Below are 12,836 nucleotides of genomic sequence, written 5' to 3'. Positions count from 1 at the left end.
GCGCCCCGCGGAGCAACGCCCTCGACGGCGGAGCGCGCTGATAGTTTTCAGGCATGAGCCAGCGACGTGCGGACGGCAGCGCGGGGGACGCCGATTACGGGGCGATCGGCGGGGTCTACACCGACTACCGCAAGCCGGATCCCCGGATCGGCCAGTACATCCTCGACGCGCTGGGCGACGCGCGGACCGTGCTGAACGTCGGCGCGGGCGCCGGCGCGTACGAACCCGAAGACCGCGAAGTGACCGCCGTCGAGCCGTCCGCGTCGATGCGCGCGCAGCGCCCGGCGGACCTGCCGCCGGCGGTCGACGCGGTGGCCGAAAAGCTCCCGTTCCCGGACCGGGCGTTCGAGGGCGCGATGAGCACGTTCAGCGTCCACCAGTGGAACGACCTGTGGACCGGGCTCAAGGAGATGCGCCGGGTCACCCGCGGCCCGATCGCCATCCTGACCTGCGATCCCGCGCTGCTGCGGCGGTTCTGGCTGCTCGACTACGCGCCCGAGGTGATCGAGACCGAGGCGCGGCGCTACCCGTCGGTCGACGACATCGCCGACGGGCTCGGCGGCCACACGTCGATCGTCGGCGTGCCGATCCCGATCGACTGCACCGACGGCTTCAACGAGGCCTACTACGCGCGGCCGGAACGCCTGCTCGACCCGGGCGCGCGGCTGTCGTGCTCGGCGTGGAGCTTCGTCGACGACCGCGTGCACCACCGCTTCGCCGCCGAGCTGCAGCACGATCTCGACGACGGCACGTGGGACCGCCGCTACGGGCGACTGCGCGAACAGCAGACGTTCGACGGCTCCCTGGTCCTCGTCGTCTCCGACCCGACGTCGTGACGCCGCCGCCGTTCGACCCGGAGCTGGCGCCCGTCGTCGAGATGTTGCGCGCCCTCCGGCCGCCGCTGGCGTCGCTCGACGACATCCCCGGCCGGCGCGAGCTGAACGCGGCCGAGCACCGGACCGTCGAGGAACTGGCCGTCGCATACCCCGTATACAAAGTCGCCGAAGAATACGCGGGTGACGTCCCGCTGCTGGTCATGACGCCGGAATCGAGCGCGGGCGTCCTGTACTACGTGCACGGCGGCGGCACGATCGTCGGCAGCCACCTCGGCGCCGACGTCCCGAACCTGCTGGCCTGGGCGGGCGAGTTGAACCTGACGATCGTCTCGCCCGGCTACCGGCTCGCCCCCGAGCACCCGTACCCGGCGCCGGTCGAGGACTGCTACGCGGGACTGCGGTGGACGGCCGAGCGGTTCGCCGGCCCGCTCGTGCTCGGCGGGATCAGCGCGGGCGGCGGGCTCGCGGCGGCGACCGCGTTGCTGGCCCGCGACCGCGGCGGCCCGGCCCTCGCCGGGCAGCTGCTGCTCTGCCCGATGGTCGACGACCGCAACGACACCCCGTCGGCGGTCGACCTCGACGGCCGCGGGTTGTGGGACCGCACGGCCAACAACGTCGGCTGGGCGGCCTACCTGGGCGGCCTCGACGACGTCCCGGCGTACGCGGCCGCGGCCCGTGCCGAGGACCTTTCCGGCTTGCCGCCGGCGTTCCTGGACGTCGGCACGGCGGAGACGTTCCGCGACGAGGTCGTCGCCTACGCGAGCCGGATCTGGCAGGCGGGTGGCGAGGCGGAACTGCACGTGTGGCCGGGCGGCTTCCACGGCTTCGACTCGCTGGCGCCCGAAGCGCAGCTCAGCCGGGCAGCGCGCGCCGCCCGGCTGACCTGGTTGCGCCGCTTACTCGGCCAGTAGCTCCTGCAACTCCCGCACCGCGACGGCGAGTTCGTCGGCGAAGCGGTACATCTCGGCCGAGACGTGCTTCGGCGTGCTGAGGTAGATGTTCCAGCGGTCCGGCAGCAGGACGTACGCGATGCCGATGCACTGCGGGCTCGTCGAGCCGAACCCGAAGTACTGGATGTTGACCGACGGCGCCGAGCTGGTGCTCAGGTAGTCGTCGCGCGACTTCAGCCAGCCCGGCGAGGAGTACAGCGCCAGGTCCGCGGCGTCCCCGCGGCGTTTCCCGATCAGCTGCAGCTCCCACAGGTGCTGCTCCGGCGCGTCCCCGGCCTGACACTCCTTCGCCCGCGAAACGTGCTTCGCCGCCGCGGCACGGAACGCGGCACGCTTTTCTTCGCGAGAGGCGTCGGAGGTCATGACGTCGGCGAAGCGCACGACCTCGGGCGTCACGACCCGCATGGCTTCGGTCCGGCCGTTCTGGAACTGCCGCGTCGCGATCGACTCGTACGTGGCGCCGGTCAAGCCCTTCGCGCGGCGATGCGCGAGCTGGTACGACATCTGCGCGAAGGCGTCCGGGGACATCCCGAGCTCCTTCGCGCGGTTGGCACCGACGTCGAACGACACGGTCTGCGTCGCCGTCGCGTCCGCGTAGGCCTTGAAGGCTTCTCGGGCGGCGCGCGCGTCTTCGCGGAGGGCGTCGGTCAGCGTGAACTCGACGACTTCGTAGCCGGGGACGCCGTCAGCCGGTTCGCGGTCCTCGCGCGAACCGCTCAGCAACGCGTCGGTGAAGCCGAGGATCGTGGTGCCGTCGAGTTCGCAGTGCTCGACGTTGATCCCCGCGGTGCCGTCCTCGAACACGATGAGCGAGACCGCCTTGTCGTACCAACGGTTGTCGCCGTACAGCAGCTGGTCGCCCGCTTCGAGGGCGTCTGCCGGTGTGAAGTCGTCCAGGCACAGGCAGAACAGCGCGGTCTCGATGGTCTCCAGCGCGGCGGCGTTGCCCGCTTCGAGGAGCGCGGCCCGCGAAGCCGCCCACTCCGCGCGGGCCTTCGTCGTGAACGGACCGGCCGGGACGTCGGTGACGTGGTCGTCCTTGAGGATCGCGCGCAGCCCGTCGGCCAGCTGCGCCGGCGAATACGGGCGCCCGTCCTCGGCGAGGACGTCCAGCCGGAACGGCGTGCCCTTCGAGAACACGACGATGTGCCGCTCGGGCGACGGGAACCGCGTGCGCGCGGTGTCCAGCAGCTCGCCCGGGATCCGCGTGGCCGAGAAGAGGTACTTGTGCTGCACCATCGACTGCGGCGTGCCGCGCAGGAGCACCGGCGGCACGAGCTCGCCGTCGAGCTTCAGCTTGTAGTCCACGGCGGACGCGGTCAGCTCGGCCGCGCGCTCGACCTGGCCGAGCGGGGAGTCCTGGAACAGGAAGAAGAAGTTGGCGTTGAGCGCGATCCGGTCGCGGCGGCCGAGGTAGCGGTACGGCCAGAACGTGTCGAGCCAGCTGCGCACGCCGGGCGAGCGGTCGTACTCCTCGAGCGCGGCCTGCAGCTCGTGCGCGGGGCTCTCCGGCGCCAGGAACTCCGCGACGGCGGCTTCGGTCTCCTCCAGCTCCTCCGGCGTCAGCAGCGGGGCGCACCACTCGAGGAAGCGGCGGCCGCTGTCCTCCAGCGTGGGGACGGGGACGCGGGGGAGCCGGTCCTCGTTGCCGAAGGTGCGGGTGGACCATTCCGGACTGCTCACGGTCATCCTTCTTCGTCGAAGTTGCCCAGCACGGCCGCCAGCTCGGCCGCGCTCTCAGGACGGGAAACATACAGCTGCGCGTAGAGCCAGCCATCGGATTCGAGCCCTGTCGGGTCGACTCCGGCGGCGTCGAGGGTGTCCAGGATCTGCGTCTGCTCCTCGGCGGAGGCGAACCGCCGCTGCCGGAAGACACCTTCGACGGGCGCGGTGTCGTAGCCCAGCCCGGCCAGGCTGTCGGCGACCGGCTCGTAGGAGAACATCCGCAGCACGAAATGCGCCATCCACGGCCGCGAGCCCCGGGCGATCCGGGAGAGCGTCTTCTCGGTGACGTAGCCGACGCAGCCGGTCGAGATCACCAGGTCGACGTCGTCCAGGAGCTTGCGCTGGGTGCTGTCCGGGTCGTCGCGCTCGAAGTCGGCGTGGATCGCCTCGTCGAGGAACCCGGCGGAGAGCGCGTACTCGAGCGCCGGCGCCGACGCGTCCAGGCCGTAGAACTTCGCCCCGCCCGGGTCGACGACGCGCGCGCGGTCGGCCTCGATCAGCCCCGCGTGGCTCAGCGCCCGCACGTCCGGGGCGGTGTAGTGGGCGTAGAGGTCGTCCATCGTGGCGTCGCAGCGCCGGAGCGCGGCGTTGACGCCGTACGAGCAGCCGACGTCGAGCACGGTCGGGCGCTCGGCGGGGTGTTCGCCGATCAGCTTGGCGAAGTACGGCTTCGCCAGCTGCGGGATTTCGTAGCCGACGCGGCGCAGCGTGCCGAAGAACGGCCGCGGGTCGGGCGCGGTGTAGATGTGGTCGAACGAGATCTTGCCGGTCGAGTCGAAAGGCACAGGCCAGGCTCCTGATCTAGTCGAGCAGCTCGTCGCCGCGCACGGTGCGCCCGGCCAGGTGTGCGGGCAGGACCCGGCCGAAAAGCTGCCTGGTCCGCTCCGCGCTGCCGACGACCCCCGGGCGCTCGCTGTAGGCGAAGATCGCGGAATGCCGCGCGATCGCACCCTCCACCGTACTGACCCGGTGCAAGGCGAAGCGCCCTTGAAAGAGCTGCAGATCCCCCGGACGGAGGCCGAGCCGCTGGACCGGATGGGTGCCGTCGCCCGCCAGCACCGACCGCACGGCGGCGAAGTTCTCGTCGGCCGCGGACCGGATACCGGGGCAGTACTCGAAGGTCCCGCCGGCCTCGGCGGACTGCGTCAGCATGCTCACGGTGTAGGAGTTCGTGTCGAAGTGCCACGGGTGCGCGCGGCCGGGCGCGATCACGTTGAGCGTCAGCCCGGACAGCGGGTCGGCCAGCTCGTGCAGCTCCGGCAGGCCGAAGCAGTCGGCGACGAACCGCTGGAACAGCGGGCTGGTGTAGAGCCGCGCGATGATCGACGACGCGGGGATGCGGTCCCGCGCGACGAAGGCGTTGCCGCGCTCCATGATCGTGCGGCCCGGGTGGTCTTCGGGCAGCGGCTCGCCGATCGCCGTGTTGTAGGCGTTGACCTTCTCGATCTTCGTGTAGGCGTGCGGCTCGAGCGCGGCGCATTCCGCGCGGAGCGCTTCCTGCAGCCCGGGCCGGATGAAGTCGGCGAGCACGCTGCACCCGACGTCGGCCAGGTCGGCCCGGGTGCGCCCGACGGTCTCGCGCCACGCGGGACTGCCCGGATCGGTGAGCGGGTAGCGGTCGGTGTCGACCATTTCCAGCGGCGCTACGGAGGTGCTCATCGAGGTCCCTTCCGGCGGGTGAAGGACCAGAGTTAGCACAGAGTCCCGCTGGTCAACCGTCGGTTTGTGAGCGGTGACACAGGGTCGTCACGCGCCCACCCCGGTGGCCCACGAGCTGACGGTGACGGTGTGGGAGCTGCTTTTGCGCAGGCTCGCCCGGAACCGGGACCACCGCGATTGCCGCGCCGGTGCGCGTGTCACCGCTCGTGACGGTCGCCGGCCACGCGGGGACGGCCTCGACCTTCCCACCCGGCTGGACGGTCAGGTCCTGCAGGCCGAGGTCGCGCGCGAAGTACGACGTCCCGTGCTCGACCTCGACCTGGCCGACCGAAAGCGCCAGACCGGTCGACGGCGGCGGCCCGTACGTCGGTCTCGGCGTGGATGTCGGCGTAGGCGCGGGCGGCGGCGGAGAAGCAGCGGGCGCCCGGAGCCTGGGCGCCCGCTACCGTCCTACGGCGTCAACAGCGGCAGAAGCGGCTTGCGCACCGCCGTCGCGACACCGTCCGACGCCTCCGCGGCGGCGACGCGCTCGGCCGACGGCCGGCCGTACCCCGTCGTGCGCTGCACCAGCGGGCGGCCCAGCGGTTCGACCATCTCGCGCATGTCGCTGATCGTCTTGTACGACCCGTTGGACGCGCCCGCCATCCGGCTGATCGTCTCCTCCATCAGCGTGCCGCCGATGTCGTTGACGCCGCCCTGCAGCACCGCGCGGCTGCCTTCCACGCCGAGCTTGACCCAGGAGCTCTGGATGTTGTCGATCATGCCGTGCAGCAGCAGCCGGGACAGCGCGTGCACCGCCCGGTTCTCGCGCACGGTCGCTCCCGCGCGGGCCAGCCCGGCGAGGTAGATCGGGGAGCTCTGGTGGATGAACGGCAGCAGCACGAACTCGCTGAACCCGCGTCGCCCGTGCTTCTCCAGGCCCTCGCGCTGCAGCCGCGCGAGCAGCTTCAGGTGCGCGACCCAGTGCGCCGGCGTGTCGACGTGGCCGTACATCATCGTCGACGTCGTCGGCAGCCCGACCTCGTGCGCGGTCGTCACGACCTTGATCCACTCCGACGTCGGCAGCTTGCCCTTGGTCAGCACCCAACGGACGTCGTCGTCGAGGATCTCCGCGGCCGTGCCGGGCAGCGAGTCGACGCCGGCTTCCTTGGCCTTGATGAGCCAGTCGCGAAGGGACAGGTTGGTCCGCGAAGCTCCGTTCACGACCTCCATCGGGCTGTAGGAGTGCAGGTGGATCTCCGGCTGCCGGCGCTTGACCTCGGCCGCGAGGTCGAAGTACGCGGTGCCCGGCAGGTCCGGGTGGATGCCGCCCTGCATGCAGATCTCGGTCGCGCCCGCGGCCCACGCCTCGTCGACGCGGTCGCCGACCTGCTCCAGCGAGAGCGTGTATGCGTCGGCGTCCGTGCGACGCTGCGCGAAGGCGCAGAATCGGCAACCCGTGTAGCAGACGTTGGTGAAGTTGATGTTCCGCGTGACGACGAACGTGATGTCGTCGCCGACGGTCTCACGGCGCAGGTCGTCGGCGAGCCGCGTGAACGCGTCCAGCTCCTTGCCGTCGGCGTGCAAGAGCGCGAGCGCGGCGTCGTCGGACAGGCCGGCCGGGTCCTTTTCCGCGCTGCGCAACGCTTCCAGGATGTCCGTGTCGAACTTCTGCGGCCCGGTCTTGATCCGGTCGCCGATCTCCTTCCAGTCCCCGTACACGGAGTCGAAGTCGCTTCGGCGGTCTTCGGTGCGGCCGCTGGTGTCGATCTCGGTGTGCAGGTCGGTGCGGCCGGACTCCTGCCAGCCGCCGTCCGGCTCCTGCCACGGGATGCCGACCGGCATCGCGTCTTCGCGCGCCATCCCGGTGTCGTAGTCGACGAGCGCGGCGACGTGCCGCGTGATCCGCGGGTCCAGCCACGGCTCGCCGGTCTTGACGTACTCCGGGTAGATGGTGAGCCGTTCCTTGAGCTCGAAGCCGGCCTTCTCGGTGCGGCGGGCGAGCTCGTCGATCTGCGGCCACGCGCGTTCCGGGTTGACGTGGTCCGGGGTCAGCGGCGAGACGCCGCCCCAGTCGTCGATGCCGGCGCGGATCATCAGGTCGTACTGGCTGCCGATCAGGTTCGGCGGCGCCTGGATGCGCATCTTCGGGCCGAGCACCAGCCGCGCGACGGCGATGTTCGCGGCCAGCTCTTCGAGGTCGGCGTCCGGGGTCGCGCGCATCTTCGTGTCCGGCTTGGCCCGGAAGTTCTGCACGATGACTTCCTGGATGCCGCCGTAGGTCTTGGCGATCTTGCGGATCTCGAACAGCGCGTCCGCGCGCTCTTCGAACGTCTCACCGATGCCGATGAGGACACCGGTGGTGAACGGCACCGAGCTGCGTCCGGCGTCCTCCAACACCCGGAGCCGCACGGCCGGGTCCTTGTCGGGTGACCCGTAGTGCGGGCCGCCCTTCTCGCTCCACAGGCGGGTCGCGGTGGTCTCCAGCATCATGCCCATCGACGGTGCGACCGGCTTGAGCCGCTGGAAGTCCTGCCAGGTCAGCACGCCCGGGTTGAGGTGCGGCAGCAGGCCGGTCTCCTCGAGCACGCGGATGGCCATCGCGCGGACGTAGGAGAGCGTGTCGTCGTAGCCGTGCGCGTCCAGCCACTCGCGAGCGGCCTTCCAGCGGTCCTCCGGCCGGTCGCCGAGGGTGAAGAGGGCCTCCTTGCAGCCCATTTCGGCGCCCTTGCGGGCGATGTCGAGGACCTCGTCCGGGGACAGGAACGGCGATTCGAGCCGGCCCGGCACGGTGACGAACGTGCAGTAGCCGCAGCGGTCGCGGCACAGCCGGGTCAGCGGGATGAACACCTTCTTGCTGAAGGTGATGACGCCGGAGCGCCCGGCCTCGGCCAGGCCCGCGTCGCGGATGCGGGAGGCGTACTCGGAGAGCGTGGTGAGGTCGTCGCCGCGGGCGTGCAGCAGGACGGCCGCTTCGGTGACGTCCAGTGTCTTCCCGTCACGCGCCCGGGCGAGCGCGCGGCGCATCGCGGAGGCGGTCGGGGCGGTGGCGTCGGGTTCGGGTCCCATTCCGACCACGCTAGGACCGTCCTCACGCGACCAGCCAGTGTGTGTTGCGCACCCGGCTGCGGTTCCACCCGGACGTGATCGTCGTCGCAGGTCACCGCGGTGCCGTGGTTGTCGATCAGCTGCTCGACGTGTATTACCTAAAGCGTGGCATCGGTGGTCGGGAAGAAGATCGGCGGACGGACGTACTACTACCTGGCGGAGTCCGGCCGGGTCGACGGCAAGCCACGGGTGGTCACCCAGCGTTACCTCGGGACGGCCGAGGAGATCGCCCGCGCCGTCCCGGGCGGCGAGCCCGCGTCGACGTCGTACCGGGCGTTCGGCGACGTCGCCGCGGTGTGGTCGACGCTCTCGCGCTTGGACTTCGTCGGCCGCGTCGACGACGTCGTGCGCGCGAAACCGTCGCTCGGGCTGACCCTCGCGGTCGCGGTGCTGCACCGGGCGACGGCGCCCGGCACGTCGCTGCCCGACTGGTGGACTTCGGGGCCCGCCGCCGATCTCGTCCGACCGCGTCTGTCCACAGTGGACGGGATCTGGAAAGCACTGGAACGCCTTACGCCGGAACGCATCGCGGGCATCGAGGACACCGTGGCCGCCGCGGTGCTCGAGACGCTCGACGACCACGCGGCGCTCGCCGTCGACGTCCCCCAGTTCGCTGCGTTCGCCCCGGCGGACTGCACCCTGCCCTCGGCGTGCCAGGGCGTCCTCGCCGGGGCCGGCCTGCGGGTGACGCGCGACGGCGCCATCCCGCTGGCGTCGCGGCTGTACCGGCGCGACGACGGCACGGCACCGACGTTCGCTTCGCTCATGGCGGGGCTGGGACCGGCGACGCTCGTCTTCCACTCCGGCCAGGCGGCCCAGCTGGACCTCGGCTCACGCAGCGGGTTCGTCGGCTCGCTGCCGCTGACCGACCACCCCGAGCTGCTGACCCAGCCCGCGTCGGCCCGCAAGCGCGTCGACCCCGAGCGGTTCGCCGGCCTGACGGCGCTGGACACGCACGCGGTGGTCGACGGCGTCCGGCGGCGGGTGATCCTGACGCACTCGGCGACGCTGCACGCGGCGCAGTCCCGCGCGTTCGCCGACGAGCTGGCCACCGCGACCCGCGAGCTGGACGGCCTGGCCGAGGCCCTCGCCGCGGGCACCCACCGCGGCGACCGCGCCCAGGTGCACGCCGAGCTGGGCCGGGTGACGCGCGGCCGGCGCATCGAGCGCGTGCTCACCGCGGTGCTGAGCGGCAACCGGCCGGGGGAGATCCGGCTGGAACGGCGGATCGACTCCGCCGCGCTGGCCCGGCTGGACGAGGAGTTCTTCGGCAAGCAGGTGCTGGTCACGGACCGGGACTGGCCGATCGGCGACGTCGTCACGGCCTACCGCGCGCGCACCCACCTGGAGTCGACGTTCCGCTGGCTCACCGGCCCCGCCGTCACCGGCCCGACCCCGCGCTGGGAGTGGACGCGGCAGCGGATCGCCGCGCACGGCCTGGTCTCGGTGCTCGCCGCGACCGTCACCCACCTGATGCGGCGCGAGGCCGACCGAGCGGGGATGAACCTGTCCGTCCGCGAGCTGCTCGACCAGCTGGCGGGCATCGGCGAGCTGGTGCTGCGCTACCCGTCCACCGGCGGGCGCCCGCGGACGAAGCGCCTGCTGACCGAGCTGGACCCGGAGCAGCAGGCGCTCCTCGACCTCTTCGGACTGGGTCAGACGGCGACGTCGGCGTAGGTGCTGCCGAGTTTCGCGTGGTTGAGCAGGGCCGTCGCGTGGCCGCTGTTGCCGCCGGAGCGGTAGACGCCCCACTTGTGGTTGACGTGGTCGCCCCACAGCGTCGGGCCGGGGTAGCGGGTCTGGCCGTTCGAGAACGCCTGCTGCTTGCCGTTGTAGTAGAACTCGCACCAGCCGTCGTTGCCCCTCGACATCTTGTAGCCGATGGCGAAGGTGCTCCAGGTGTTCACCGGGAACGTGGCCGACCAGATGTGCTGGTTCGCGCCGCTCGGCCCGGTCAGCTGGAAGTACAGCTTGCCGTCGCCGAGGGTGCGCAGCACGAACGGCCCGGACTGCGCCTGCGAGCTGCTTTCCCCGGAGATGTGGAACTGGTAGACCGCGATCCACTTGCCCGCTTTGGGGTTCACGTTCCAGTTCGCCCGCCAGCCGAGGTACTGGACCTGGCCGAGCGTGCCGGCGCCGGGCCGGTAGACGCTGCCGTCCGGCAGCCGGAGGCCGCGGCTCTCGCAGCGTTCCTTGGTGCCGTCGGCGTTGTCCCAGGTCTCGTACCGGAAGCACTTGCCGTACGTCGCGTCGTTGACGACCGTGATGCTGCCGGGCTCCTTCTCGATCCCGTCGAACACCGCGGTGCCGCGCGCCGGGTCGCCGTCCCAGATGACGCTTTCCGGGGCCGCGGTGGCGGTGGTGCCGATGAGCGGAACGGTGGCGAGGGCGCCGAGGCCGGCGAGAACCGTGCGCCGGGACAGGGAATCCATGGGTACCTCCGAAGTTCGGACGTGCTTTCGAACGACGGCGGTGACCCGATGCTGCCTGCCCCGGCGCGGGTGGTCAAGAGTTGTCGCGGAAGATCTGCAACGGGGAAAAACTTTGCACGACCGGCATCAGCTCGATGACGTTGATGTTCACGTGCTTCGGCTGGCTGGCCGCCCAGTAGACGGACTCGGCGACGTCGTCCGCGGTCAGCGGGGTCGTGCCCTCGTAGACCTTGTCGGCCTTGGCCGCGTCGCCGTCGAAGCGGACCTTCGAGAAGTCCGTGCCGCCGACCATGCCGGGCTCGACGTTCGTCACGCGGACGCCGGTGCCGTGCAGGTCGCTGCGCAGGTTGAGGCTGAACTGGTGGACGAACGCCTTGGTCGCGCCGTAGACGTTGCCGCCGGGGTAGGGGTAGGTGCCGGCGATCGAGCCGATGTTGATCACGTGGCCGCGGCCGCGCTCGACCATGCCGGGCAGCAGCGCGCGCGTGACGTGGACGAGGCCGCGGACGTTGGTCGCGATCATCTGGTCCCAGTCGTCGAGCTCGGCCTTGTGGGCGGGCTCGAGGCCCTTGGCCAGCCCGGCGTTGTTGACCAGGACGTCGACCTCCCGCCAGTCTTCGGGGAGGTTTTCGATGGTGGTCTTGACCGCTTCGGGGTCGCTGACGTCGAGCGTGACCGGGAGGACGGCGTCGCCGAGCTCGCCGGCCAGCTTCTCGAGCTTGTCCTCACTGCGGGCGACGGCGATCACGCGGGCGCCCTCGGCGACGAACCGGCGCGCGATGGCGTCGCCGAAGCCGGCGCTGGCGCCGGTCACGAACACGGTCTGCTGGGTCATGGGGTGAACCTTATTCCGGTCAGGAACGCACTGAGGGCGTCGTCGAACTCGGTCTCGCGCTCCAGGTTAGGCAGGTGGCCCGCGCCCTCGATCACCACCAGGGTCGAAGTCGCCACTTCCCGGTGGATGAGCTCGGCGTCGGCGACCGGCGTGAACTCGTCCTCGCTGCCGACGACCACCAGGGTCGGGACGCCGATGTGCCTGAGTGTGGGCGTGTAGTCGGGTCGCTCGGCACGTCCCCGCAGCGCGGCCGCCGCTCCGTCTCGCGGCGCGTTGCGCATCATGCGCCGGACGTGGGCTTCGACGTCGGGCCTGCTCGCGCGGGTCTGCTTCGAGATCATCTTGGGGAGCAGCTCGTCGGTGTAGCGCTCCATGCCCTCTTCGGCGATCCGGTCCGCCGTGTCGTAGCGGGCCTGCTTCGCTTCCGGGGTGTCGAGGCCGGGGAAGGTGTCGGCCAGGAGGAGGGCCCGGACCCTTTCCGGGTGGTCGTTTGCCAGCTGCATGACGATCTGGCCGCCCATGGAGAGGCCGCCGAGGACGAAGCTCGCCAGCCCCAGGTGGTCGGCCAGCTCTACGAGGTCCTTCGCGAAGACGTCGAGGCCGGTCTTGGTGTCGCCGGTGTCCTCGGTGTCCGAGTCGCCGTAGCCGCGGAGGTCGGGTGTCACGACCCGGTAGCCCCGCTCGGCCAGGTACCCGGCCTGGGGACGCCACATGGAGCGGTCGAAGGGGTGGCCGTGGACCAGCAGGACCGGGTGCCCGTCCCGCGGGCCGAGGTCGTCGTGGGCGAGGTGCATGCGGCCGACGTTAAGCGGAGCACTGGCGCGGAGCAATGCGGCGCAATGTAGTCGGAGCAATGTTCTTTCGCTGGCGCTCCCGGGCCCAGGGGTGCAGACTGAGCCGCAGACGGGCTTCGTCGTGGGGTCTGACCTGCGCTGATCTTGTTTGGGGACCCCCCTGTTTCGAGCCCTTTCGGGGCATGTAAAGTTCTCCAAGTCGCCAGGGAAACCGAGCGGCAGGGACACGAACCAAGCTCTCGCAGAAGCGATTGAGTGGGTGGCCCACCAAAAACTGCTAGGAATAACTCGCTTCGAGTAAGGCCGCTTGACGGCGGCGCGACTCGGGGTGTGTTGCTTGAGAACTCAACAGTGTGCTAGTGAACTAAGCCAGTAGAGCTTATGTATTGAACCTCGTATGAGGTTCCTTTGAGAGCATTAAAATGCCTCGATTAAACTGTTCATTGTTGGAGAGTTTGATCCTGGCTCAGGACGAACGCTGGCGGCGTGCTTAACACATGCAAGTCGAACGCTGAACC

General features: G+C 70.7%; 10 protein-coding genes and 1 rRNA gene. 4 read left to right on the top strand and 7 right to left on the bottom strand.

The window, feature by feature from the left end:
* Positions 1–53 precede the first annotated feature (53 nt).
* Positions 54–836: a class I SAM-dependent methyltransferase gene (locus ACIRSS_RS46610; protein ID WP_372670921.1), complete on the top strand. Its 783-nt coding sequence runs from the start codon at positions 54–56 to the stop codon at positions 834–836.
* A complete protein-coding gene (locus ACIRSS_RS46605) occupies positions 833–1,747 on the top strand; it encodes an alpha/beta hydrolase fold domain-containing protein (protein WP_400907856.1) in 915 nt (304 codons plus the stop codon). The genes ACIRSS_RS46610 and ACIRSS_RS46605 overlap by 4 nt, the downstream gene beginning before the upstream one ends.
* On the opposite strand, the gene ACIRSS_RS46600 is transcribed toward ACIRSS_RS46605, so the two are convergent.
* The 4 genes from ACIRSS_RS46600 to ACIRSS_RS46585 all read right to left on the bottom strand — a co-directional run bounded on the left by ACIRSS_RS46600 (position 1,733) and on the right by ACIRSS_RS46585 (position 8,218).
* Entirely contained in the window at positions 1,733–3,475 is a 1,743-nt protein-coding gene (locus tag ACIRSS_RS46600) for a choline/carnitine O-acyltransferase (RefSeq protein ID WP_400907854.1), read from the bottom strand. The two genes, ACIRSS_RS46605 and ACIRSS_RS46600, sit on opposite strands and share 15 nt — an antisense overlap.
* Positions 3,472–4,296 carry a class I SAM-dependent methyltransferase gene (locus ACIRSS_RS46595; RefSeq protein ID WP_400907852.1) on the bottom strand — a complete coding sequence of 275 codons (825 nt, stop codon included), beginning with the start codon at positions 4,294–4,296 and terminating at the stop codon, positions 3,472–3,474. The genes ACIRSS_RS46600 and ACIRSS_RS46595 overlap by 4 nt, the downstream gene beginning before the upstream one ends.
* A 16-nt stretch (positions 4,297–4,312) precedes the next feature.
* Positions 4,313–5,170: an arpA protein gene (locus ACIRSS_RS46590; protein ID WP_400907849.1), complete on the bottom strand. Its 858-nt coding sequence runs from the start codon at positions 5,168–5,170 to the stop codon at positions 4,313–4,315.
* A 450-nt stretch (positions 5,171–5,620) separates the two neighbouring features.
* A complete protein-coding gene (locus tag ACIRSS_RS46585) occupies positions 5,621–8,218 on the bottom strand; it encodes a bifunctional FO biosynthesis protein CofGH (RefSeq protein ID WP_400907847.1) in 2,598 nt (865 codons plus the stop codon).
* A 153-nt stretch (positions 8,219–8,371) separates the two neighbouring features.
* On the opposite strand from ACIRSS_RS46585, the gene ACIRSS_RS46580 reads away from it, so the two are divergent.
* Positions 8,372–9,934, top strand: coding sequence for a transposase (locus ACIRSS_RS46580; RefSeq protein WP_400908810.1), 1,563 nt, complete (start codon positions 8,372–8,374; stop codon positions 9,932–9,934).
* On the opposite strand, the gene ACIRSS_RS46575 is transcribed toward ACIRSS_RS46580, so the two are convergent.
* The 3 genes from ACIRSS_RS46575 to ACIRSS_RS46565 form a co-directional block, all read right to left on the bottom strand.
* On the bottom strand, positions 9,913–10,689 hold the full coding sequence (locus ACIRSS_RS46575; RefSeq protein ID WP_400907845.1) for a heparin lyase I family protein: 777 nt from the start codon (positions 10,687–10,689) through the stop codon (positions 9,913–9,915). The genes ACIRSS_RS46580 and ACIRSS_RS46575 overlap by 22 nt on opposite strands.
* Positions 10,690–10,762: 73 nt before the next feature.
* Complete coding sequence (locus ACIRSS_RS46570; protein WP_400907842.1) at positions 10,763–11,524, bottom strand: SDR family oxidoreductase; 762 nt, start codon at positions 11,522–11,524, stop codon at positions 10,763–10,765.
* Positions 11,521–12,318 carry an alpha/beta fold hydrolase gene (locus tag ACIRSS_RS46565; RefSeq protein WP_400907839.1) on the bottom strand — a complete coding sequence of 266 codons (798 nt, stop codon included), beginning with the start codon at positions 12,316–12,318 and terminating at the stop codon, positions 11,521–11,523. Before ACIRSS_RS46565 ends, ACIRSS_RS46570 begins: the two co-directional genes overlap by 4 nt.
* 443 nt (positions 12,319–12,761) lie before the next feature.
* On the opposite strand from ACIRSS_RS46565, the gene ACIRSS_RS46560 reads away from it, so the two are divergent.
* Positions 12,762–12,836, top strand: a 16S ribosomal RNA gene (locus ACIRSS_RS46560); the annotation flags it as partial.

The organism is Amycolatopsis sp. NPDC101161 (genome assembly GCF_044768185.1).
Lineage (GTDB): Bacteria > Actinomycetota > Actinomycetes > Mycobacteriales > Pseudonocardiaceae > Amycolatopsis.
The sequence above is the reverse complement of the archived record's forward strand: the minus strand, read 5'-3'. Positions and strand labels throughout refer to the sequence as shown.

Bases quoted from the DNA above. Each gene is read 5' to 3' on its own strand.
- ACIRSS_RS46585 (WP_400907847.1), bottom strand. From the start codon at position 8,218: ATGGGACCCGAACCCGACGCCACCGCCCCGACCGCCTCCGCGATGCGC.
- ACIRSS_RS46600 (WP_400907854.1), bottom strand. From the start codon at position 3,475: ATGACCGTGAGCAGTCCGGAATGGTCCACCCGCACCTTCGGCAACGAG.
- ACIRSS_RS46575 (WP_400907845.1), bottom strand. From the start codon at position 10,689: ATGGATTCCCTGTCCCGGCGCACGGTTCTCGCCGGCCTCGGCGCCCTC.
- ACIRSS_RS46590 (WP_400907849.1), bottom strand. From the start codon at position 5,170: ATGAGCACCTCCGTAGCGCCGCTGGAAATGGTCGACACCGACCGCTAC.
- ACIRSS_RS46570 (WP_400907842.1), bottom strand. From the start codon at position 11,524: ATGACCCAGCAGACCGTGTTCGTGACCGGCGCCAGCGCCGGCTTCGGC.
- ACIRSS_RS46565 (WP_400907839.1), bottom strand. From the start codon at position 12,318: ATGCACCTCGCCCACGACGACCTCGGCCCGCGGGACGGGCACCCGGTC.
- ACIRSS_RS46610 (WP_372670921.1), top strand. From the start codon at position 54: ATGAGCCAGCGACGTGCGGACGGCAGCGCGGGGGACGCCGATTACGGG.